General features: G+C 67.9%; 23 protein-coding genes. 11 read left to right on the plus strand and 12 right to left on the minus strand.

The window, feature by feature from the left end; translation table 11 throughout:
• Positions 1-165: 165 nt before the first annotated feature.
• The 3 genes from ACAG25_RS20055 to ACAG25_RS20065 all read left to right on the plus strand — a co-directional run bounded on the left by ACAG25_RS20055 (position 166) and on the right by ACAG25_RS20065 (position 3,295).
• Entirely contained in the window at positions 166-993 is an 828-nt protein-coding gene (locus ACAG25_RS20055) for an acyl-ACP desaturase (RefSeq protein ID WP_370490233.1), read from the plus strand.
• Positions 994-1,195: 202 nt separating this feature from the next.
• Positions 1,196-2,509: a PhoH family protein gene (locus tag ACAG25_RS20060; protein ID WP_370490234.1), complete on the plus strand. Its 1,314-nt coding sequence runs from the start codon at positions 1,196-1,198 to the stop codon at positions 2,507-2,509.
• Positions 2,510-2,599: 90 nt separating this feature from the next.
• Positions 2,600-3,295: a polysaccharide deacetylase family protein gene (locus ACAG25_RS20065; protein WP_370490235.1), complete on the plus strand. Its 696-nt coding sequence runs from the start codon at positions 2,600-2,602 to the stop codon at positions 3,293-3,295.
• Positions 3,296-3,356: 61 nt separating this feature from the next.
• Here ACAG25_RS20065 and ACAG25_RS20070 read toward each other — a convergent pair whose 3' ends face one another.
• Positions 3,357-4,763 (minus strand): class II fumarate hydratase, encoded by a 1,407-nt coding sequence (locus tag ACAG25_RS20070; RefSeq protein ID WP_370490236.1) that lies wholly within the window; start codon positions 4,761-4,763, stop codon positions 3,357-3,359.
• Positions 4,764-4,795: 32 nt separating this feature from the next.
• Entirely contained in the window at positions 4,796-5,824 is a 1,029-nt protein-coding gene (gene glpX / locus ACAG25_RS20075; RefSeq protein WP_370490237.1) for a class II fructose-bisphosphatase, read from the minus strand.
• 55 nt (positions 5,825-5,879) lie between these two features.
• Between glpX and ACAG25_RS20080 the strand changes: the two genes are divergently transcribed.
• Together ACAG25_RS20080 and ACAG25_RS20085 are read left to right on the plus strand one after the other, a co-directional pair.
• Positions 5,880-6,542: a DUF4245 domain-containing protein gene (locus ACAG25_RS20080; protein ID WP_370490238.1), complete on the plus strand. Its 663-nt coding sequence runs from the start codon at positions 5,880-5,882 to the stop codon at positions 6,540-6,542.
• Between the two features lie 27 nt (positions 6,543-6,569).
• Entirely contained in the window at positions 6,570-7,376 is an 807-nt protein-coding gene (locus tag ACAG25_RS20085) for a dienelactone hydrolase family protein (protein WP_370490239.1), read from the plus strand.
• On the opposite strand, the gene ACAG25_RS20090 is transcribed toward ACAG25_RS20085, so the two are convergent.
• From ACAG25_RS20090 to ACAG25_RS20100, 3 genes are read right to left on the minus strand one after another with little or no spacing between them, the layout of a single operon-like run.
• Entirely contained in the window at positions 7,348-8,532 is a 1,185-nt protein-coding gene (locus ACAG25_RS20090) for an AI-2E family transporter (protein WP_370490240.1), read from the minus strand. The genes ACAG25_RS20085 and ACAG25_RS20090 overlap by 29 nt on opposite strands.
• A gap of 41 nt (positions 8,533-8,573) precedes the next feature.
• Complete coding sequence (locus ACAG25_RS20095; RefSeq protein ID WP_370490241.1) at positions 8,574-9,413, minus strand: SDR family NAD(P)-dependent oxidoreductase; 840 nt, start codon at positions 9,411-9,413, stop codon at positions 8,574-8,576.
• Positions 9,410-10,183 carry an SDR family NAD(P)-dependent oxidoreductase gene (locus ACAG25_RS20100; RefSeq protein WP_370490242.1) on the minus strand — a complete coding sequence of 258 codons (774 nt, stop codon included), beginning with the start codon at positions 10,181-10,183 and terminating at the stop codon, positions 9,410-9,412. The genes ACAG25_RS20095 and ACAG25_RS20100 overlap by 4 nt, the downstream gene beginning before the upstream one ends.
• Before the next feature lie 253 nt (positions 10,184-10,436).
• On the opposite strand from ACAG25_RS20100, the gene ACAG25_RS20105 reads away from it, so the two are divergent.
• Entirely contained in the window at positions 10,437-12,764 is a 2,328-nt protein-coding gene (locus ACAG25_RS20105; RefSeq protein ID WP_370490243.1) for a putative bifunctional diguanylate cyclase/phosphodiesterase, read from the plus strand.
• Between the two features lie 25 nt (positions 12,765-12,789).
• On the opposite strand, the gene ACAG25_RS20110 is transcribed toward ACAG25_RS20105, so the two are convergent.
• From ACAG25_RS20110 to ACAG25_RS20130, 5 genes are all read right to left on the minus strand, one after another.
• Positions 12,790-13,503, minus strand: a complete 714-nt coding sequence (locus ACAG25_RS20110) for an alpha/beta fold hydrolase (RefSeq protein ID WP_370490244.1) — start codon at positions 13,501-13,503, stop codon at positions 12,790-12,792.
• Positions 13,504-13,528: 25 nt separating this feature from the next.
• Complete coding sequence (locus ACAG25_RS20115; RefSeq protein ID WP_370490245.1) at positions 13,529-14,644, minus strand: NAD-dependent epimerase/dehydratase family protein; 1,116 nt, start codon at positions 14,642-14,644, stop codon at positions 13,529-13,531.
• A 62-nt stretch (positions 14,645-14,706) separates the two neighbouring features.
• Positions 14,707-14,919: an exodeoxyribonuclease VII small subunit gene (locus tag ACAG25_RS20120; protein WP_370490246.1), complete on the minus strand. Its 213-nt coding sequence runs from the start codon at positions 14,917-14,919 to the stop codon at positions 14,707-14,709.
• Complete coding sequence (xseA, locus tag ACAG25_RS20125) at positions 14,916-16,154, minus strand: exodeoxyribonuclease VII large subunit (protein ID WP_370490334.1); 1,239 nt, start codon at positions 16,152-16,154, stop codon at positions 14,916-14,918. Before xseA ends, ACAG25_RS20120 begins: the two co-directional genes overlap by 4 nt.
• Before the next feature lie 2 nt (positions 16,155-16,156).
• Positions 16,157-16,741 carry a lipid droplet-associated protein gene (locus tag ACAG25_RS20130; RefSeq protein WP_370490247.1) on the minus strand — a complete coding sequence of 195 codons (585 nt, stop codon included), beginning with the start codon at positions 16,739-16,741 and terminating at the stop codon, positions 16,157-16,159.
• Between the two features lie 54 nt (positions 16,742-16,795).
• On the opposite strand from ACAG25_RS20130, the gene ACAG25_RS20135 reads away from it, so the two are divergent.
• Positions 16,796-17,797, plus strand: coding sequence for a 4-hydroxy-3-methylbut-2-enyl diphosphate reductase (locus tag ACAG25_RS20135; protein WP_370490248.1), 1,002 nt, complete (start codon positions 16,796-16,798; stop codon positions 17,795-17,797).
• Here ACAG25_RS20135 and ACAG25_RS20140 read toward each other — a convergent pair.
• Positions 17,794-18,885, minus strand: coding sequence for a DUF6542 domain-containing protein (locus ACAG25_RS20140; RefSeq protein WP_370490249.1), 1,092 nt, complete (start codon positions 18,883-18,885; stop codon positions 17,794-17,796). The two genes, ACAG25_RS20135 and ACAG25_RS20140, sit on opposite strands and share 4 nt — an antisense overlap.
• A gap of 82 nt (positions 18,886-18,967) precedes the next feature.
• Between ACAG25_RS20140 and ychF the strand changes: the two genes are divergently transcribed.
• The 3 genes from ychF (at position 18,968) to ACAG25_RS20155 (ending at position 20,676) form a co-directional block, all read left to right on the plus strand.
• Complete coding sequence (gene ychF, locus ACAG25_RS20145; RefSeq protein WP_370490250.1) at positions 18,968-20,041, plus strand: redox-regulated ATPase YchF; 1,074 nt, start codon at positions 18,968-18,970, stop codon at positions 20,039-20,041.
• Positions 20,042-20,113: 72 nt separating this feature from the next.
• The gene (locus tag ACAG25_RS20150; RefSeq protein ID WP_065035024.1) at positions 20,114-20,311 is read left to right on the plus strand and encodes a type II toxin-antitoxin system VapB family antitoxin; all 198 of its coding nucleotides are present in this window, start codon (positions 20,114-20,116) and stop codon (positions 20,309-20,311) included.
• Positions 20,308-20,676, plus strand: a complete 369-nt coding sequence (locus ACAG25_RS20155) for a type II toxin-antitoxin system VapC family toxin (RefSeq protein WP_370490251.1) — start codon at positions 20,308-20,310, stop codon at positions 20,674-20,676. Before ACAG25_RS20150 ends, ACAG25_RS20155 begins: the two co-directional genes overlap by 4 nt.
• Before the next feature lie 35 nt (positions 20,677-20,711).
• Here ACAG25_RS20155 and ACAG25_RS20160 read toward each other — a convergent pair whose 3' ends face one another.
• Positions 20,712-21,116 (minus strand): VOC family protein, encoded by a 405-nt coding sequence (locus ACAG25_RS20160; RefSeq protein ID WP_370490252.1) that lies wholly within the window; start codon positions 21,114-21,116, stop codon positions 20,712-20,714.
• Positions 21,117-21,576: 460 nt separating this feature from the next.
• Here ACAG25_RS20160 and ACAG25_RS20165 point away from each other — a divergent pair, with 460 nt between their 5' ends.
• On the plus strand, positions 21,577-21,984 hold the full coding sequence (locus tag ACAG25_RS20165) for a hydrogenase (RefSeq protein WP_370490253.1): 408 nt from the start codon (positions 21,577-21,579) through the stop codon (positions 21,982-21,984).
• Positions 21,985-22,010 lie beyond the last annotated feature (26 nt).

The following is a 22,010-nucleotide window of genomic DNA, read 5'->3' on the forward strand; positions in this document are numbered from 1 at the left end:
ACAGCGGCACCGGCACTCCTGACGGCATAGCAACTCCCCAGATCAATGGATGTTGCACTCACCGTATGAATCCGCCGCCATTTGACGCGCGTGGAATGCAATTTCGGGGGTGTGTCGCGGGGCCGGAATTTTACGGTTCCCACAGAGTTGAGTTAGTGTAACCGCATGGCACAGAAACCTGTCGCTAATGCGCTGACGCTCGAACTGGAGCCGGTCGTCAATGTCGAGCTGCGGCGCCACCTCGACACCGAGGACCCGTGGTTCGCTCACGATTACGTGCCTTTCGACCAAGGCGAGAACTTCGCGTTCCTCGGCGGTCGCGACTGGGATCCGTCGCAGGTCACTCTGCCGAAGCACGTCACCGACGCGCTCGAGATCCTGCTGATCACCAAGGACAACCTCGCCGGGTACCACCGCGAACTCGTCGAGCACTTCATCCTCGAAGACAAGTGGGGTCGCTGGCTGGGCCGCTGGACCGCCGAGGAGCATCTGCACGCCGTCGCGCTGCGCAACTACCTGGTGGTCACGCGCGAGGTCGACCCCAGCGCCAACGAGGACGTCCGCGTCGAGCACGTCATGAAGGGCTATCGCGCCGACACCTACAGTCAGTTCGAGACCCTGGTGTTCATGGCGTTCTGGGAGCGCGCGCACGCCGTGTTCTGCCGCAACCTGCAGGCGCAGATCTCCGAGCCGGTGCTGGCATCGCTGGTGGGCCGCATCGCCCGCGACGAGGAACGGCACGAGGAGTTCTTCGCGAACCTGATCGCCTACTGCCTGACCACCCACCGTGACGAGACCATCGAGGCGATCGCCAAGCGTGCCGCCGAGCTCGGCGTCATCGGCGGCGACATCGACGCCTACCAGGACAAGGTGGCCAACGTGGCCGCGGCCGGCATCTTCGATCGCGACCATCTGCGTGCCGTGATCGCCGATCGCATCGCGGACTGGGGTGTGGCGGACGAGCCCGCCCTGAAACAGTTCACCAGCTCTTAACGCACCCGGCAGTCGGAGTTTCGGCGCGCCTACATTGCGCGTGCGCGCGCGGGAGTAGCGTCGATTCCGATGGCTAGCGATTTGCTCTGCTGTCCGGGCGGTCCCGATTGAGAGGGCCGGCCCCGGTCCTGAGACCGCGTGTGTATCCACCGAGAAGTTCGTGTGGGGCCGCAGGAACTCGCGCAGCCTCGAGGAGTGCTACGTGACTGATTCGCCCATCAGAACCTACGTGCTGGACACGTCGGTGTTGTTGTCCGATCCCTGGGCCATCACCAGGTTCGCCGAGCACGAGGTGGTGGTTCCGCTCGTCGTCATCAGCGAGTTGGAAGCCAAACGCCACCACCACGAATTGGGTTGGTTCGCTCGACAGGCGCTGCGCATGTTCGACGATCTCCGGTTGGAACACGGACGGCTGGATCTGCCCATTCCCGTTGGCGCAGAAGGCGGTACGCTGCAGGTCGAACTGAACCACAGCGACCCGTCGGTGCTGCCGGCGGGCTTTCGCACCGAGACCAACGATGCCCGCATCCTGACGTGTGCGGCCAACCTGGCCGCCGAGGGCAAACGGGTGACGCTGGTCAGCAAGGACATCCCGCTGCGGGTGAAGGCCGGTGCGGTGGGACTGCCCGCCGACGAGTACCACGCCCAGGACGTCGTCACCTCCGGATGGACGGGGATGGCCGAACTGGAGGTGGCGGGCGAGGACGTCGACGCGCTGTTCGCCGACGGTCAGATCGACCTCGAGGCGGCGCGGGACCTGCCGTGCCATACCGGAGTCCGGTTGCTGGGCACCAGTTCTCACGCGCTGGGCCGCGTCAATGCCGACAAGATGGTGCAGCTGGTCCGTGGTGATCGCGAGGTGTTCGGCCTCCGGGGAAGGTCCGCCGAACAACGCGTCGCCCTCGATCTGCTGCTCGACGAGTCGGTCGGGATCGTCTCCCTCGGCGGTAAGGCGGGAACCGGCAAGTCGGCGCTGGCGCTGTGCGCGGGTCTGGAGGCCGTGCTGGAACGACGTACCCAGCGCAAGGTCGTGGTGTTCCGGCCGCTCTACGCGGTGGGCGGGCAGGATCTCGGTTACCTGCCGGGCAGCGAGAGCGACAAGATGGGTCCCTGGGCCCAAGCGGTGTTCGACACCCTCGAAGGGCTGGCCAGTCCGGCGGTGCTCGACGAGGTGCTCTCGCGCGGCATGCTGGAGGTGCTGCCGCTGACCCACATCCGGGGCCGGTCGCTGCACGACTCGTTCGTCATCGTCGACGAGGCCCAGTCGTTGGAGCGCAACGTGCTGCTCACGGTGCTCTCGCGGCTGGGCTCGGGTTCCCGGGTGGTGCTGACTCACGACGTCGCGCAGCGTGACAACCTGCGGGTCGGCCGCCACGACGGTGTGGCCGCGGTGATCGAGAAGCTCAAGGGTCACCCGCTGTTCGCGCACATCACGTTGTTGCGCAGCGAGCGCTCGCCGATCGCGGCGCTGGTGACCGAGATGCTCGAGGAGATCAGCCCGGGAGCCCTGCCCTGACGGTGAATCGGTCACTCGCGCATCAGAAGTCACAGATAATGACCTATCGCAGAGGGTCACCCGGACTTTCTCTGCACAACGTGGACATCTGTGACAACTGAGGTGTGGGGGGCTCGTTGGGTGATCGCGGTGGTGGCGGCGCTGCTGGTGGCCGCCGCCCCACCGGCGGTCGCCACGCCCGTCGACTGCGCGGCGGTCAAGTGTGTGGCGCTGACGTTCGACGACGGGCCCGGCCCGCACACCGACCAGCTGCTGCAGATGCTGCGTGCCCACGACGCGCGGGCGACGTTCTTCTTGATCGGCGACAGGGTCGCCGCCGACCCCGCGGCGGCTCGGCGCATCGCTGACGCGGGCATGGAGATCGGCAACCACACCTGGTCCCATCCGGACATGACCACGCTTGCGCCGCAGGACATCTCAACCCAGTTCCACCGCGCCACCTCCGCCATCGAAACCGCCAGCGGTCAACGTCCGACGCTGGCCCGAACCGGCGGCGGGCATATCGACGACGAGGTGCTCGCCGAGGCCGGACGGCAGGGCTTGGCGGTGATCAACTGGGACGTGGTGCCCTACGACTGGATCAACGACGCCGCAACCACCCGTGACGCGCTGATGCGCGAGGTGCGGCCGAACGCGGTGGTGCTGCTGCACGACACATTGGGCGCGACGGTCGACCTGATGGCTGAGGTCATCCCCCGACTGAAGGCCCAGGGCTACCACCTGGTCACCGTCAGCGACGTGCTGGACGCACCCGCGCCGGGCAGCCTGTACGGCGGCGCACCATGAGACGCAGATCGGGCGCGGTAAGCACGTCCAGCGTGCCTACCGCGCCCGATTCGCGAGAGATTTACTCGGAGTCGCGGACCTTCGCCATCGCGAGCACGTCGAGGCGCTTGTCGAGCTCCTCCTCGGACAGCTTGTCGCCGATCAGGCCGCGGTCGATGACCGTCTGCCGGATCGTCTTCTTCTCCGCCAGCGCCTGCTTGGCCACCTTGGCGGCCTCCTCGTAGCCGATGGCCGAGTTCAACGGTGTCACGATCGACGGCGACGACTCGGCCAGCTCGCGCAGCCGGTCCTCGTTGGCGATCAGTCCGTCGATGCACTTGGCCGCGAACAACTTCGACGAGTTGGCCAGCAACGTGAAGGACTCCAGCACGTTGCGCGCCATCATCGGGATGTACACGTTGAGCTCGAACGCACCCGAGAGACCGCCGACGGCGACGGCGGCGTCGTTGCCGATCACCTGCGCGGCCACCTGGGTGACGGCCTCCGGGATCACCGGGTTGACCTTGCCGGGCATGATCGAGCTGCCGGGCTGCAGGTCGGGCAGCTGCAACTCGGCCAGACCGGTCAGCGGGCCCGAGCCCATCCAGCGGATGTCGTTGGCGATCTTGGTCAGCGACACCGCGATCGTCTTCAGGGCGCCGGAGGCCTCGACCAGAGCGTCGCGGTTGGCCTGGGCCTCGAACGAGTCGACGGCAGGCCGCAATTCGGCGATACCGGTCTGCTCGACGAGCACCTCGACCACCTTGGGGCCGAAGCCGTCCGGGGCGTTGAGGCCGGTGCCCACGGCGGTGCCGCCGATGGCCAGCTCACCGAGGCGGGGCAGGCACGCACGCACGCGCTCGATGCCGGCCTCGATCTGACGGGCGTAGCCGCCGAACTCCTGGCCCAGCGTCACCGGCACCGCGTCCATCAGGTGCGTGCGGCCGGACTTGACGACGGTGCGCCACTGCCGGGCCTTGGCCGCCAGCGACTCGTGCAGCACCTCCAGCGCCGGAATCAGCTGGCGCACCGCGGCTTCGGTGGCCGCGATGTGGGTGGCGGTGGGGAACGTGTCGTTGGAGCTCTGCGACATGTTCACGTGGTCGTTCGGGTGCACCGTGACGCCGTTGGCTGCGGCGATCGAGGCGATGACCTCGTTGGTGTTCATGTTCGAGCTGGTGCCCGAACCGGTCTGGAACACGTCGATCGGGAACTGGTCGTCGTGGCGACCGTCGGCGATCTCGGCGGCTGCAGCGATGATCGCGTCGGCCTTCTCGGCGTCGAGCAGTCCGAGATCCTTGTTCACCTGTGCGCAGGCGCCTTTGAGCAGACCGAGCGCACGGATCTGGGTGCGTTCCAGCGGGCGGAACGAGATCGGGAAGTTTTCCACCGCTCGTTGGGTCTGAGCGCGCCACAACGCGTCCTTGGGGACCCGCACTTCACCCATGGTGTCGTGCTCGATCCGGTATTCGACATCTTCGTCGGCCATGTGGCTCCCTGTTCGTCTCGTTGGGGATGGATTTAGGGCAAGGGGTAGGCGGCGGACTTGTCGCCGGTGAAATTGACCGCCGAGTACTCGTTGAGCTTGGACAGCCGGTGGTAGGCCTCGATCATCCGGACGGTGCCGGATTTCGACCGCATCACGATCGACTGGGTGGTGCAGCCGCCACCGAAGAACCGCACGCCCTTGAGCAGGTCGCCGTCGGTGACACCGGTGGCGCAGAAGAACACGTTCTCCCCGGCGACGAGGTCCTTGGTGGTGAGCACCTTGTCGAGGTCATAGCCGCGGTCGATGGCGCGCTGCCGTTCCTCGTCGTCGGTGGGCGCCAGGGTGGCCTGGATCTCGCCGCCCATGCAGCGGATGGCCGCGGCGGCGATGATGCCCTCCGGGGTGCCGCCGATGCCGACGAGCAGGTCGGTGCCGGATTCGGGACGGCAGGCCGAGATGGCGCCGGCGACGTCGCCGTCGGAGATCAGACGGATCCGGGCGCCGGCCTCGCGGACGTCGGCCATCAGCTTGGCGTGGCGGGGACGGTCGAGGATGCACACCGTGACGTCGGAGACCGACGCCTTGCGGACCTTGGCGATGCGCTGGATGTTCGCCGCGATCGGGGAGGTGATGTCGATGAAGTCGGCGACGTCGGGGCCGCCGGCGATCTTGTTCATGTAGAACACCGCAGACGGGTCGAACATCGCGCCTCGCTCGGCCACCGCGAGCACCGAGATCGCGTTCGGCATGCCCTTGCTCATCAGCGTGGTGCCGTCGACCGGGTCGACGGCGAAGTCGCACTCGGGGCCGTCGCCGTTGCCGACCTCTTCACCGTTGTAGAGCATCGGCGCGTTGTCCTTCTCGCCCTCGCCGATGACCACGACACCGCGCATCGACACCGAGTTGACGAGCTCACGCATCGCGTCGACGGCGGCGCCGTCGCCGCCCTCCTTGTCGCCGCGTCCCACCCAGCGGCCTGCGGCCATGGCGCCTGCCTCGGTGACCCGTACCAGTTCCAGGGCGAGGTTGCGATCCGGCGCTTCACGTCTTGATGGCGTCATGCGCCAGATTCTCCCATTAACGGGTTGATCTCAGGGAGCTGGGATACTGGCAACCATGACGACGTCGCCCGAGCCGGGCCACACGGGTGCGGGGGTCCCCGGCCCACGCCCCCCGAAGTCCCGTCTGCTGCAGGACGGCAGGGACATGTTCTGGTCGATGGCACCGCTGGTGGTCGCCTGCCTGGTGCTGGCCGGGCTGCTGGGGATGTGCTCGTTCGCCCCGTCGGGGCCGGGTCCCGGCCCGGTGCCCAACTACGACGCCCCGGCCGCGCTGGGTGCCGACGCCGAAGCGCTGGGCATCCCCGTCCGGCTGCCGGCGGTCCCCGAGGGCTGGCAGTCCAATTCGGGTAGCCGCAAAGGCATCGAATCCGGCCGCACCGACCCGGGTACCGGCCTGCAGGTCCGTGCGGTGGCTTCCACCGTGGGTTACCTGACCCCGACCGGGCGGTATCTGAGCGTGACCCAGAGCAACGCCGACGAGGAGAAGCTGATCGCGACCTACGGAACCGACCTGGTGCCGACCGGCGTCGAGGACGTCGACGGCGTCCGCTGGGTCGTCTACCGGGGCGGGGAGCGTGACGGCCGTCCCGCCGAACCGGTGTGGACTGCGCGGATCAGCGGGCCGACCGGACCCGCGCAGCTGGCGCTGACCGGCGCCGGGAACCCCGACGAATTCCGTACGCTGGCTGCGGCGACGCAATCGCAGCCGCCGCTGTAGCACCGACCCGATCGGACGGAGATTGCCATGACCTCCCCTGAAGCAGACCTGACCGGCTGGGCTGTTGCGCCGTTCACCGCGGCGGGCCAGACCTACGACGTCTATCGCAAGGGGGAGGGCCCCGGCGTGGTGCTGATCCCGGAGATGCCGGGACTGCACCCGGGTGTGCTCGCCCTGGGAAACCACCTGGTGGACAACGGGTTCACTGTCGCGGCGCCGTCGCTGTTCGGAACCGCGGGCAAGCCCGCGTTGAGTCCGGGCGCGATTCCCGTCCTGGTGAAAGGGTGCGTCGCCAAGGAGTTCGCGGCGTTCGCCACCAACGCCGACCGGCCCGTGGCGCACTTCCTTCGGGCGCTGGCCCGCGACCTCGACGCGACGACGCCCGGAAAGGGAGTCGGCGTCATCGGGCAGTGTTTCACCGGTGGTTTCGCGCTGGCTGCGGCGGTCGACGAGAGCGTCCTGGCGCCGGTGATGAGCCAGCCGTCGCTGCCGTTGCCGCTCACGCCGAAGCAACGCCGCGATCCGGGGGTGTCGGAGGCCGAACTGCAGATCGTCCAGCGCCGCGCCGCCGAGGAGGGGCTGTGCGTCATGGGGTTGCGGTTCAGCGAGGACCCGCTGTCGCCGGCGGCCAGGTTCACGACGCTGAAGAAGCGCCTCGGCGACGCGTTCGAGGTCATCGAGATCGACTCCGGCAAGGGCAATCCGGGCGGTTTCCAGCGGATGGCGCACTCGGTGTTGACCGATCAGGTGCGTGAGGTCGACGGGCAGCCCGCCTACGAGGCACGTAAGCGTGTCGTCGAGTTCCTCACGACCCGGTTGATGCCGTCGACGTAGGCCGAAGCCGCTTCGGCACCATTCGCAGCCACCACGCGACGTTGCGGTCGTCATCGTCGTCGGAGGCGTCGCCGCGGGTCCCCGCGAGCTCGTCGAGGGGCTGGTTCTTGGCCACCGCGAGGTAGACGCTGATCGTCGTGACGATGACGATCATCAACACCGGCCCCAGCACGATGCCCCAGAACCCGAACATCCCCAGCCCGGCGAACACCGCGATCAACATCAGCGCAGGGTGCAGATGAGCGCTCTTGGGCACCAGGAACGGCCGCAGGACATTGTCGATGTTGGTCACCACGAAGATGTGGAACGCGACGATGAAGATCCCGCCGACCGGGTTGCCGAAGATCGCCAGCCCGATGCCCAGCGGGATGGTGACGATGCCGCCGCCCAACGGGATGAACGACAGCGCGGTCAGGAAGATCACGAACATGAAGAACCCGTCGTGCAGACCCGCGATGTACAGCGAGACGGCGCCGGCGACCCCCTGACAGGACGCGATGATGAACTGGCCCTTGACCGTCGCCGAGACCATCGCGCCGACCTTGGCGAGGTAGATGTCGGACACTTCGCGGCCCAGCGGGTTCAGGTCGCGGAACAGCTCGGCGACCTTGGGGCCGTTGGTCAGCAGCGCCAGGAACACGTACAGGAAGATGATCGCGGCGGTCAGCGCGGCGGCGATGCTGCCCACGGAGTCCCGCGCCACCCCCAGCGCGATCTCCCCGGCGCTCTGACCCACCCGGGCGATCGCCTGGCGCACCGACTCCGGTGTCAGGGTGGTCTCGACCAGCGGCACCCGTGCCAGCAGCTCGTTGGCCGAGTCCAGCATGCGTTGGGCCAGTGCGTTGAAGTCGGTCTGCTGTGCCCAGGTGCCGATGCTCGTCACCATCTGGCTGATCTGCAGGACCGCCAGGAAGACGATGCCGGTGAGCGGTAGCGCCACCGTGGCGACCGCCGCCAGCAGGGTCAGCGTGGCGGCCAGGCCCGCGCTCATCCTGGCGCGCAGCCGTTGGTAGACCGGGTAGAACAAGTAGGCCAGCACGGCGGCGACCGCGATCAGCAGCACGTAGCGCCGCAGGAAGTACGCGCCGAACCCGAGCGCGATCAGCGTGATGACAGCCAGCGCACGCTTCTGCGTCGGGGTGAACTGTTCGGCCACTGGACCCTCCCCGCCCGCTGCAGCGGCGGGCGTCGGTAACCCTATCCGGACTCGACCACCGGTGACGACTCTCCGGAGCCCTGACGGGCGCGCTGCCCCGTGACGAACCGCATCGCCATCCGGTTCATCAGACCGGGGGCGATGCGGGAGAACAGCCACTGCGCGTGCGCCACAGCCGGTTTGACCAACACCGCCTTGTTACGTTCGATCGCGCGCAGCGTGTCGCGGGCCAGCCGGTCGGCGTCATAGGCTTTCCCGCCCTGTGCCTGCAGGAAGTAGTCGCGCCCGACGAACCCGCCGACGGCGCCCTTGTCCAGGATCGGAGTCTCGACGGCCGCCGGGCAGACCACGAGGACCCCGACACCGCGGGGTACGGCCTCGGAGCGCAACGCCAGCGACAACCCGACCACAGCGTGCTTGGTCGCGACGTAACTGGTGACCTGACCGGCCGCCGAGAGGCCGGCCATCGAGGCGGTGTTGACGATGTGACCGTGCCCTTGGCGCAGCATCTGCGGGTACGCGGCCGCCACGCCGTGCACGACACCGCGCAGGTTGATGTCGATGATCGCGTTCCACTGCTCGAGGCTGAGCAACTCGGTGTCGCCACCCCACACGATGCCCGCGTTGTTGAACAGCAGGTCGATGCGCCCGGCACGGTCGACGATCTCGTCGACCGCCGCCTGCACCGCCGCGGCGTCGGTGACGTCGAGGGCTGCGGCGCGGGCCCGGTCGGACAGCGCCGCCGCGGTGCGCTCGGCTGCGGCGGCGTCGATGTCGGTGCACACGACGTGGGCACCCGCTGCGTCGAGCGCGCGGCACAGTGCCGCACCGATACCGGAACCTGCGCCGGTGACCAACGCGTGCTTGCCCGCGAAACTCATGCCTGCTCCATGAGCCGGTTGACGTGGGCGATGATGTCCGGGTAGCGCAACATGTGCGCGCCGCCGTTGATGTCGAGGACCTCGCCGGTCACCCACGACGCCGCCGGCGAACACAGGTAGGCGACTGCGTCGGCGATGTCTTGCGGTGTGCCCGCGCGACCGATCGCGGTGTTGTCGACGTAGTCCTCCACGACGCCGGGTACGGATGCGGCCGCCGCCGTCAACGGGGTGTGGACGAACCCGGGAGCCACCGCGTTGACGCGGATGCCGCGGGGCCCCAGCTCGAGTGCGGCGACCTGGGTCAGCATCGACAGTCCGGCTTTGGCCGCGCAGTAGGCGCTCATCCCGGCCGCGGGTTGGCGGCCGTTGAGAGAGCTGAGGTGGACCAGCGAGCCGCCGGCGCCGAGGTGGCGGCCGGCGTGCTTGGTGACGATGAAGGCGCCGTTGAGGCAGACGTCGATGACCGCCCGGAACTCCGCGGCCGGCATCTCGGTGATCAGGCCGACATTGCTGAACCCCGCGCAGTTGATCGCGATGTCGATCGGGCCGACGTCGTCGAACAGTCGCTGGATGGAGTCCTCGTCGACGACGTCGACCGGCGCGCTGGTGTGACCGTCGCCCAATTCGGCGGCCCGCGCGGACGCGGCGTCGCCGTGCAGATCGGCGATGACGATGCGCACTCCCTGTGCTGCCAGCGTCTGCGCGCTCGCCCAGCCGATGCCGGACGCACCGCCGACGATGACGGCGACGCGACCCTTACTGTTGTCCATCCGGTGAACCTTTCGACGACGGGTGGAACGTGTTCCAACGTCACATCCCACCACCTGAACGCGTTGGTGACGTGGTTTTCGTCGCCTGGACCTCGGCACGACAGTCAAACGGGACGGTCGGAGCTGCGAACCATGAGAGAACATCGGGGTGAGCAAACCGAACCGGCGCCCCGCACGATAGATTGGCCGTCCGAGACGGCGTTCCGCGAAGCGTCGCGAACGAAGAGAATCGGCTGGTGCGGTGGTGGGTCAGGTGAACAACCTGGGGTTCGCCCGCCTTCGGCGAACGCCGTGGGCGTGGCTGTTGCCGCCGGTCGGAGCTACCGTCGGACTGGCGGTGCTGCTGGCCTTCGGTGGTTCCGGCGCCGCCGTCCCCTTGATCGACGACGTGGTCATCGTCGTCATCTCCACCTACGCCACGGCGTGCGGGGTCTGGGCTGCGCGGTCGGCGCAGGGGCGGATGCGTACGGCGTGGACGGTCATGGCCGCGGCGCTGGGCGCCTGGGCCGTTGCCGATCTGATCTGGTTGCTCAGCGAATTCGTGTTCCGCGTGGATCCGTTCCCGTCGCCGGGCGACTTCTTCTACATGGTGTTCAGCGCGCTCGCGATCCCGGCGATGCTGATGATGGCCCCGGCGAGCTCCGACAGACGACGGCACGCCGACTGGCGGGTCGTGCTCGACGCGATGACGGTGGCGCTGTGCACCTTTCTGCTCGCGTGGATCCTCGTGCTCAACAGCGTGTACGACGCCTACCGTGGCGATGGCCTCGGACTGATACTGGCGCTGTTCTATCCGGCCGCCGACATGGCCATCCTGGCGGTGGCGGTGGCGGTCTGGGCGCGTGTCGACTCCGGTCAGCGCATGATGGTGCGTCTGCTGGTGCTGGGTTTCGCGGTGACCGCGATCACCGACAGCGCGTTCGCGTACCTGGTTGCCGACGGGAGTTATGCGACGGGCAACCTCATCGATGTCGGATGGGCTATCGCTCTCACCGCGATCTGCGCTGCCGCCTTGGAGAGTCGTCGTACGCCGCCGCCCAGGCCGGCCGATGTGTCGGTGCCGTCGACCGTTGCGCTGTGGGCGCCGTACGTGCCGTTACTGGTGGTCGGCACGATCGGGCCGATCATGATCATGACGGGTCTGCCACGCATCGTGGTGCCGCTGCTGAACATCGCGGTCTGCCTCCGGCAGGGGGTCGCCGCCTCGGAGACGCGGCGTTGGTCGCAGGCTGCCGCCGACCGGGCGCTGAAGGATCCGCTGACCGGACTTGCCAACGGCACGTTGTTCTTCGACCGGCTTGATCATGCGTTGGTGTTGCTGTCACGCGAGGGGCGCCCTGTGACGGTGGCGATGCTCGATGTGGACGACTTCAAGTTCGTCAACGAGAACCTGGGGCTGTCCGGCGGCGACAAGTTGTTGGCTGCCGCCGGTCAACGCATCGCATCCTGTCTCCGGCCGGGCGACACCGTGGGGCGGGTCGGCGGTGACGAGTTCCTGCTGCTTCTCGAGGGCGATGCCGACGACTCCCGCGAGGCCTTGCAGTCGGTGGTCAAAATGTTCGACGACCCGTTCATCGTGGACGACCAACGCCTGGCGCTGCGGTGCCGGGTCGGTGCCGCGGTCGCGTCCTCCGGCGACCCCGACGTCACCGGTGAGGATCTGATGACGCGTGCCGCTGTCGCATTGCAGGCGGCCAAGCGGCCGCGCTCGGCGCGGGTCAGGACTTTCGACGCGTCCATGGCCGCTTCGACGGCCGGGACACCCGGGTCCGGCGACTCCGACCGGGTGACGGATGCGGGCGCGGCCAACGTCCGGCTACTCGCCGCGCTGCGCCGCGCCGTCGAACACGGCGAACTCGACCTGGCCTACCAACCGAAGGTCGATCTGCGCACCGGCGGCCTCGTCGGGGTGGAGGCGCTGCTGCGTTGGCCGCACCCGGATCTCGGCATGCTGCAGCCGGGTGCGTTCATGCCGCTGGTCCGGCAGCACGGGCTGATGCGGCCGGTCACGGAGTTGGTGGTCGAGAAGGCCCTCGACGACGCCGCCCGCTGGGTGACTGCCGGGACGAAGGTGCCCGTCGCGGTGAACATGTTCGCGCCGTCTCTGCGCGAGACGCGGTTGCCGGCCGCCCTGGGCGGTGCGCTCGAGGTCCGTAACCTTCCGCCGGATCTGTTGACCGTCGAGATCACCGAGGATCTGGTCATCCACGACCTCGGTCTGGTGTCCGGCGTTCTCGCGCAGTTGCGCGATCACGGGGTCTGCGTGGCGATCGACGACTTCGGCAGTGGCTACTCGGCACTGTCGTACCTTCGGGACCTGTGGATCGATGAGATCAAACTCGACCGCTCGTTCATCGCGACCGTGACCGGTGACGACCGGGCCGCGACCGTGGTCCGCGCCGTCATCGACTTGGCGCACGGACTCGGGATGACCGTGGTCGCCGAGGGAGTCGAGGACCACACGACGGTGGAATGGCTACGTGACAGCGGGTGCGACATCGGCCAGGGGTACTACTTCGGCAAGCCGGTCGAGGCCGCCGACGTGCCCGGCCTGGTCGGCCAGGTGTTCGCTCGTCGCTGAGCGCGGTGCCGCCCGGGTGGTGAAACTAGTCGGAAGACTCGACGAGTTCGCGCACCAGTTGCGGGAAACGACCCCGCTCGGGCCGGAAGATGTCGTGCGGTGAGTCGGTGAACTCGACCAGGCGCGCTTTCGGGAACAGTTCGCGGTAACGCGCCCAGGCCCGGTCGTCGACTAGCGGGGTGTTCGGGCTTCGGACGGCCAGCAGCGGAGGTTGCCAGTGCGACAACGGCTCCCAGAACGACTGCGCCCGGGCCGCGCGGAAGGTCGCGACGGCGGCGTGCCGGTCGAGCCGCTCGCTCACCGGTGTGCCGCGCCAGCGTCCGTTCAACAGGTTGTCGAACGCGTCGTCGGGCACGATGAGCTCTTCGGGCACGTAGTCGCCGATCGACACCGAGCGCACGCGCTGCCAGTTCTGCAGCGCCCAGATCACCGCGTAGGCGGTGCCCCGCGAGAAGCTCATGACGTGGACGGGCCCGTCGGTGATCTCGTCGACCACGGCGCCGACGTCGCCGGCCAGCGCGTCGGAGTCGTACCGGTTTTCTCCGGCCGTGCTGCGGCCGTGTCCACGCATCTCGACGATCACACAGCGGCGGCCCAGCGCCGGAAGGATTTCGACATAGTCGTCGGCGATGTCGGTGAAGCCGGGCACGAAGACGATCGGCGCGCCACGGTCGTCGCCACCGGAGTCGAGGTAGCGGATGCGCGCGCCGCCGTGGGTGGCGAACCGGAACTCGGGCACCGTCAGATCATGGCACCCGGCGTGGTCAGCCCGGTGGGGAGGCGGGCGCGGCTGCGCTGAGTGCCGGCTCGCCCTCGGCTTTCATCCGTTCGAACAGCTCCACGTAGTACGGCAGGCACTGCTGCATGGCCTGCTCGGTGGTGTACAGCGGTCGGTATCCCAGGTCCCGCTGCGCTTTGGCGATCGAGAAGTAGTTGTCGAGGTAAAGCCGTTCCACCGCAAGGGGTTCCAGCAGCGGCTTCGGTAGGCCGAAGCGGAAGTGCAGGAACTGCCACACCGTCATCGCGACCCACACCAGCCGCCCGGGGATACGCAGCCGGGGCCAGGGCTGACCGCAGGCCTCGACGACCGGCCGCGCGAACTCGAACATGTTGACCGGGTCGCCGTCGTTGATGAAGTACGCCTGCCCGGGCGCGGTGCCGCCGGGTACCAGGTGTTCGGCGGCGAGGATGAATCCGTGGATCAGGTTGTGTACGTAGGAGTTGTCGAGCTTGACGTTCTTGCCGCCGACGAGCACCTTCACGTGGCCGGCCAGCACGCTCTCGAACACCTTGCGGAACATCGTCTGGTCGCCGCGGCCCCAGATGCCACTGGGCCGGATCGAGCAGGTGAGCATGCCGCCCACCCCGTTCTCGGCCAGCACGAACTTCTCCGCGACGACTTTCGTCTCGGTGTAGAGATCGTTGAAACGGTCGGTGTAGGGCAGGGTTTCGTCGCCACCGGAGATGCGTTGACCGCCCATCACGACGCTGTTGGAGGCGGTGTAGACGAAGCGCTGGACGCCGGCGGCCTGGGCGGCGCGCACCAGGTTCTCGGTGCCGGTGACGTTGACGGCGAAGCTTCGCTCGCGCTGGGTGGCTGACGTCCCACCCATGAGGTCGATGATCGCCGCGGTGTGGAAGACGGTGTCGATGTCGGCGACGGCTGCGGCGACCTGGTCGGCGTCGGTGATGTCGCCGACGACGACCTCGAGACGATCATGCGCCGGCAGCGGCGAGGGGGCCCGGTCGAACGACCGCACGTGGGCACCCCGGTCCAGGAGGGTGGTGACGAGATTGGCCCCGACGAAGCCCGACCCGCCGGTCACGAGGACGCGACCGAGGTCGGCGGTCGGCGAGGCGTCAGCCTTGTCCGAAGTCATGGGCGAAGACTAACTGAAACGTGTTCCAATTTCGAGAGTCAGCACCCGAGGTGGTTGCGTGATCAAGCACCTTCGGTGTCATCGCCGGCGAGTGCCTGCTCGACTCGCTCGCGAGCGCCGGCTAAGTGTTCCTCGCATCGTTTGGCCAGTTGCTCACCGCGTTCCCACAGCTGTAGCGAAGAATCCAGGTCCAGGCCACCCTGCTCCAGACGCTCGACCACCGCGATCAGTTCGTCGCGGGCCTCTTCGTATCCCAGTTCACTAATGGGCTTCATGATTCCTTCTCTGCCGGGCCTTCGCTGGCCGCCAGCACAGCGCCGTCGGCGACGCGAATGCGCAGGCGGGTCCCGTGTGGTGCGTCGGTCACACTGCGCAACACCTCGGCCGGGCCGGACGACGGCACGGTCTGCACCACCGCGTAGCCGCGGGCCAGCGTCGCCGCCGGACCCAGGGTGGTCAGGCGCGCCGCGAGATGGCCGACCCGGTCGGACTCCGCGGTCAGCATGCGGGTGATGTCACGCCGGCCGGCGGCACGCGCACGCCGGATCTCCTCGGCACGCGTGTCGATCATCGCGAGCGGCCGCGACAGCACCGGGCGGCTGCGCAACTGGGTGACCAGGTGTTGCTCCCGGTTGACCCAGTTGCGCAGGGCGCGCGCACTGCGCTGGCGCAGTTGACCGACCAGGGCCTGCTCGGCGGCGGCGTCGGGAACGATGCGCTTGGCCGCGTCGGTGGGCGTCGCTGCGCGTAGGTCGGCGACCAGATCGCACAGCGGGTTGTCGGGTTCGTGACCGATGGCGCTGACCACCGGGGTGGTGGCGCGGGAGATCTCGCGGCACAGCGTCTCGTCGCTGAACGGCAGCAGGTCTTCGACGCTGCCGCCGCCGCGTGCCAGCACGATCACGTCGACCTCGGTGTCGGCGTCCAGGGCGCGCAAGGCCTCGACGATCTGCGGCACGGCGTTGGGGCCCTGCACGACGGTGTTGCGCACCGCGAACCGCACGGCCGGCCAACGACTCGAGGCGACGGCCATGATGTCGTGCTCGGCGGCCGACGCGCGCCCCGTGATCAGACCGATGGTGCGGGGGAGAAACGGAATGGGTCGCTTCAGCCGCGGGTCGAACAGACCCTCGGCGTCCAGCAGGCGGCGCAGCCGCTCGATGCGGGCCAGCAGCTCACCGATCCCGACGGCGCGGATCTCGCTGACCCGCAACGAGAAGGTGCCGCGACCGGTGTAGAAGTTGGGTTTGCCGTAGACGATCACCTGGGTGCCGTCAGACATCTTCACCGGCGCGTTGACCACCAGATCGCGCGGACAGGTCAACGACATCGACATGTCGGCCGCGGGGTCACGCAGCGTGATGAACGCGGTGTTGGAGTTGGGACGCAAGGTCAGCTGCGCGATCTGGCCCTCCACCCAGACCGACCCGAGTTTGTCGATCCATCCGGCGACCCGGATGGCGACACCCCGCACGGGGAAGGGGTTCTCCGGCGACTGGCCCTGCGGCAGGCTCACTTGGCCGACGCGCGCGTGATCCTGTTGGCCAGCAGTGTCTGGAACGGGGCGCGCGCCTTGGTCTTCTCCTCGTAGGCGAGCAGGTCCTCCAGCTCGGAGATCTTCAGCGAGGTCAGCCGTGCACGCAGCTGGGCCAGCGTCAGGGACCCGTAATCGATCTCCGACACGATCTCGGGGGTTTCGACGGCAGCGGGCTCGGCGTCGTCGTCCTCGGACGTGGTGGCCTTGTCCGGCTCCTCGGAGAACAGGGCGTAGCGCCCCTCGGTCATCCGTTCCCCGTCGCGCACCGGCAACTCGACGACATCGCCGCCCGCGGACCCGCCGGCGACGTCTTCCGAGTCGTCGTCGAACGTCGCCCACTCGGGCTGTTCGTCCTTGGGCGGGAAGATCGACTCCAGGGTCTCGTCGCCTTTGATCACCAGCACCGCGACGTCCTGCTGCATCTTCATGACCAGGTGCGCGACCTGGCTGGCGAGGGTCATCGGATACATCAGGATGGTCTGGGGAAGCTTGCGGGTCTCTTCGATGGCGGTCACCGCCGCACCTACCAGCAGACGGACCCCATACGGTGCTGTTGCCATGACCCTTAGCCTACGGCTGGGCGGATCGGTCGGGGGATCAGTACCCTGGGTCCCATGCCGACCACTGTCAACATGGGGATCCCGGGTGCTGCCAGCTCGGTCGTCGGCGATGTCGCTGGCAAACGTGTTCTGCTGGCCGAGCCGCGCGGTTACTGCGCCGGCGTCGACCGCGCCGTGGAGACCGTGGAGCGCGCGCTGGAGAAGCACGGCGCCCCGGTCTATGTCCGGCACGAGATCGTGCACAACCGCTACGTCGTCGACACCCTGGCCAAGGCCGGCGCCGTCTTCGTCGAGCAGACCGACGAGGTGCCCGAAGGGGCGATCGTGGTGTTCTCCGCCCACGGCGTCGCGCCCTGGGTGCACGAAGAGGCGGCCGCCCGCAATCTGCAGACCATCGACGCCACCTGCCCGTTGGTGACCAAAGTGCACAACGAGGCCAAGCGCTTCGCCCGCGACGACTACGACATCCTGCTCGTCGGCCACGAAGGGCACGAGGAGGTTGTCGGTACCGCCGGCGAGGCGCCCGACCATGTGCAGGTCGTCGACAATCCCGACGCCGTCGACAACGTCACCGTGCGCGACCCGAACAAGGTCGTGTGGCTGTCGCAGACGACGCTGAGCGTCGACGAGACGATGGAGACCGTGCGGCGCCTGCGGGAGAAGTTCCCGACGCTGCAGGACCCGCCCAGCGACGACATCTGCTACGCCACCCAGAACCGTCAAGTCGCGGTCAAGGCGATGGCCCCGGAGTGCGAGCTGGTGATCGTGGTCGGCTCCAAGAACTCGTCCAACTCGGTGCGGTTGGTCGAGGTCGCCCTGGGCGCGGGTTCGGACGCGGCGCATCTGGTCGACTACGCCGACGACATCGACCCGGCATGGCTGGAGGGCGTGACCACCGTCGGCGTCACCTCCGGAGCATCGGTGCCCGAAATCCTGGTGCGCGGGGTTCTGGACCGGCTCGCCGAGTACGGCTACGGCACGGTGCAGCCGGTCACCACCGCCAACGAGACGTTGGTGTTCGCGTTGCCGCGCGAGATCCGTCCGGCCCGCAGCTAGATGTCGTAATTCCAGCGATCGGCGTCACGGTTCGGTGCGGACCGCCGCCGGGGCGCTCCGTCGCCCTCCTCGCGGCCGCGATATCGCACCCGCGACACGGGATGGTGATCGCTGTCGGGACGCGGGCGGGAGCGCGGAGCAGGCTCGTAACCGCCGAACAGTTCGTATCCGTCGAAGCTGTCATTGCGCGGCGGGCGGGGACGTTGCGCGCGTGACGGACGATCCCGGTCCACTGCGTCGGGACGTTCGCGGTAGCCACGCTCGGCCCGGCGCCGTTCCCGGTCCCGAGGCGGCACGTCACCGCGGCGGGCACGCTCCTCGGCCGGACGGGTCCGCCGGCGTGGGCGGTCGGCCTGAGCATCAGCCGGTTGTGGCCGGCGTCGGCGTGGCCGGGCGACCTCGGCCGGATCGGCGTCCCTCGGCCGCGGCTGCCGCGACCGGCCCGCCGCCGGCGCGCGACGGGCGGGACGCTCCGCACGGGCACGGGCGGGTTTGGCCGGGTCGCGCCCGTCGGCCGTCCTGCGGCGGCGGGGCGGGTCGGCCTTGGGGCTGGACGTCTTGGACTCCAGACGGGAATTGATCATCGCCGTGAGGGTCGCGAGCACTCCGGGGCGCGGCGCTGCGTCGTCCTGACCCGCGGTGTCCCCGGCGTCCTCGGCGCGGCCGAGATACCAACGAGCGCCGCCGATCAACAGCACTGCCGCGGAGGTGAAGAACATCAGGGGGAAGCGTTCGATCAGCGGATAGCCGCAGTTGATCAGCAGATCCTTGAGCCCGTGGATGTTCGAGCTGTGCATCAGGAAGTACGCGCCCGGAACGACGGCGAAGAGAATCAGCGGCGGTTGGACGACGGCGGTGAACAGTCCCGACCGGCGCACCGACAGTACCGCTGCCACACAGCCGATCGCGTACAGCGAGCCGAAGACCTTCGTCAGGTTTCCGCCGCCGGATCCGGCGTCGAAGGCGAAACCCAACGCGCAACAGATCAACGCGACCGCGACTGCACCCCACCAGGGAAGTCCCGAGATATCTGGGTGTGCAGAGCGGTGCTCGGCCGGTACCGCCGGCCGCGTGCGCTGTGCTGACACATGTCGACCGTACCGGCTGCACCTGCCGGACGCCGCCAGCGGACGGTGGTGAGCCGATCACATCTGGCAGACTGTGGACTCCGTGGGCCTGAATCTGGGAATCGTCGGACTGCCGAACGTGGGGAAGTCGACGTTGTTCAACGCGTTGACGCGGAACAACGTGCTGGCTGCCAACTATCCGTTCGCGACCATCGAACCCAATGAAGGCGTGGTGGCCCTACCCGATCCGCGTCTGAACAAGCTCGCCGAGATCTTCGGCTCGGAGAAGATCGTGCCCGCGACCGTGACGTTCGTCGACATCGCCGGCATCGTCAAAGGAGCGTCCGAGGGCGCCGGGCTGGGCAACAAGTTCCTGGCCAACATCCGGGAGAGCGACGCCATCTGTCAGGTGGTGCGCGTCTTCGCCGACGACGACGTCGTGCACGTCGACGGGCGGGTCGACCCGAAGGCCGACATCGAGATCATCGAGACCGAGCTGATCCTGGCCGACATGCAGACCCTGGAGAAGGCGCTGCCGCGGCTGGAGAAGGAGGCCCGGACCCACAAGGAGCGCCGTCCGGTCCACGAGGCGGCGGCCGCGGCGCAGGACGTGCTGAACAGCGGCAAGACCCTGTTCTCGGCCGGTACCGATGTCAGCCTGCTGCGCGAGCTGAACCTGATGACCACCAAGCCGTTCCTGTACGTGTTCAACGCCGACGAGTCGGTGCTCACCGACGAGGCCAAGCAGGCCGAGCTGCGTGAGCTGGTCGCCCCCGCCGACGCGGTGTTCCTCGATGCCAAGATCGAGTCCGAACTGATCGAGCTGGACGACGAATCCGCCGCCGAGCTGCTGGAGTCCATCGGTCAGACCGAGCGTGGCCTGGATGCGTTGGCCCGCGCGGGTTTTCACACCCTGAACCTGCAGACTTACCTGACCGCCGGACCGAAGGAGGCCCGCGCCTGGACGATCCACCGCGGCGACACCGCGCCCAAGGCGGCCGGGGTCATCCACACCGACTTCGAGAAGGGCTTCATCAAAGCCGAGGTGGTGTCGTTCGACGACCTCGTCGAGGCCGGATCCATGGCAGCGGCCAAGGCGGCCGGCAAGGTCCGCATGGAGGGCAAGGACTACGTCATGGCCGACGGCGACGTCGTGGAGTTCAGGTTCAACGTCTGACGGCAACCCGACGACCGTGCCGACTCCGCGTGGCATCATGGAATGCATCAATGATGCGCCTGGAGGTGTCGAATGAGGACCACCGTCACGATCGATGACGAATTGCTCGCCAAGGCCGCCGAGCTGACGGGGGTGCGCGAGAACGTCGCACTGCTCAAGCGGGGCTTGCAAACGCTCATTCGGGTGGAGAGCGCTCGACGACTGGCTGCATTGGGCGGATCGGACCCCGAGGCGGAGGCTGCGCCGCGGCGACGTGGCACGCCGGAATGATTCTGGTCGACACGGCAGTCTGGCTCGATCATCTGCACGCCGCGGAGCCCAGGCTCGTCGAGCAGTTGGAACTCGATGCGGTGGGTTGCCATCCGCTGGTCGTCGAGGAGCTCGCGCTCGGCTCGATTGCCCAACGGGGTGTGGTGCTCGACCTGCTCGGGAACTTGGCGCAGTTCCCGACTGCGCAACATGCCGAGATTCTGCACCTCGTCGAACGCCGGCGGCTGTGGGGGCGTGGCCTGAGTGCGGTGGATGTACATCTGTTGGCCGCCGTCGTCATGGTGGAGGGAGCGAAACTCTGGACCAGGGACAAGCGATTGAAGGCGGTAGCGCTGGATGCGGGCGTCTTGACTTTCGACGAGTGACGCTGTTCGCCATAGGAATTGGGTGGAGTTCCGCTTCAGCGTGTGACCGATTCCGTTGCCCCAGTAGGTGACCGGTCCTCGAAGTACTGGACCAGGCAGAATTCGTGGCCTTCGGGATCGAGCATCGTCAGGACCACTCCCTCGTCGTAGTCGTGGCGGACGCCCGTCCACCGTCCGCCGAGGGCCTCGACCTGCTCGCGTCCCGCGCTGATGTCGTCGACCTGCACGTCCAGATGAATACGGACTTTTGCGACTTTCGGTTCGGGGACGCGCTGAAAGGTGAGCCGGGGTAGCTGGCCCGAGCGCGATCCCACCGTCGCCCAGTCCGGGTCGTTCCCATGCTCGTCGGTGTTTGGGATGCCCAGCAGCGCGGCCCAGAATGCCGACATGCGAAGGGGATCGGCACAATCGATCGTCAATCCGGACCAGCGGTTGGCCATGGTCGGTCTTCTCCTCTGCGGACACCAGCGTTCCGGCAGGATCCTTGCATGCGTCCACAACCTGGGCGGTGGCATTCAGGCGTCGGATGGTCAACCGGGCCGTCCGCGCACCACATGAGCGGGCAGGCGCTGAAGGCAGGTGTAGCGCGTACCGCCGGCAACTGGTTCCAGCGTGTCGGTCATGACGAACGGGAATCTGGAACGCACAGAACGGAGTTCCATCACCTTGTTCGTCTCGACGCGAGTGAAGACGCCGTACGGCGGACCCTTCTCAGCCCAGGTCTCGAGGAGTCCCCCGGGCGTCAGGAACCCGCACCGGCGGGACATTAGCGCCCGTGCCGCTCCAAGGCGACAGCTGAAAATAACTCGTACGCAACTTGTTTGCATTTGCGAGTACATCGGATCTGTCGATGTGCGAAAACTCCCGGCAGCTCTCGTGGGCGAGGATTACGATCCGACCATGCAGACAGTCCTGTTTGCACTGGGCCTGACTCTTTTCCTGCTGGGGCTCATTTCCGGGGCGGTGGCCTCCTCGGTGAGAAATCCGCGCATGGGACTCACCAGCCACTTGCAGGGGATGACGAACGGCCCGTTTCTCATCGCGGTGGGTCTGCTGTGGCCGTATCTCGACCTGCCCCATGTATGGGAGGTCGTGGCGGTCGTCTTGCTGGTCTACGGCACCTATGTCAACTGGCTGGCATGCCAGCTCGCGGCGGTCTGGGGTGCGGGCCGAAGGTTCGCACCTCTTGCGGCGGGCGACCACGTGGCGTCTGCACGCAAGGAAGCGGTGGTCGACGTTCTCCTGCTGTCTTTGGCCCCTACGATGATCGGCGCCACCATCATCCTCATCATCGGCGTCCTGCGCTGACGGTTGAGCCGGCCTGTGGCGAAGCG

This window comes from Mycobacterium sp. pV006 (genome assembly GCF_041287115.1).
Lineage (GTDB): Bacteria > Actinomycetota > Actinomycetes > Mycobacteriales > Mycobacteriaceae > Mycobacterium.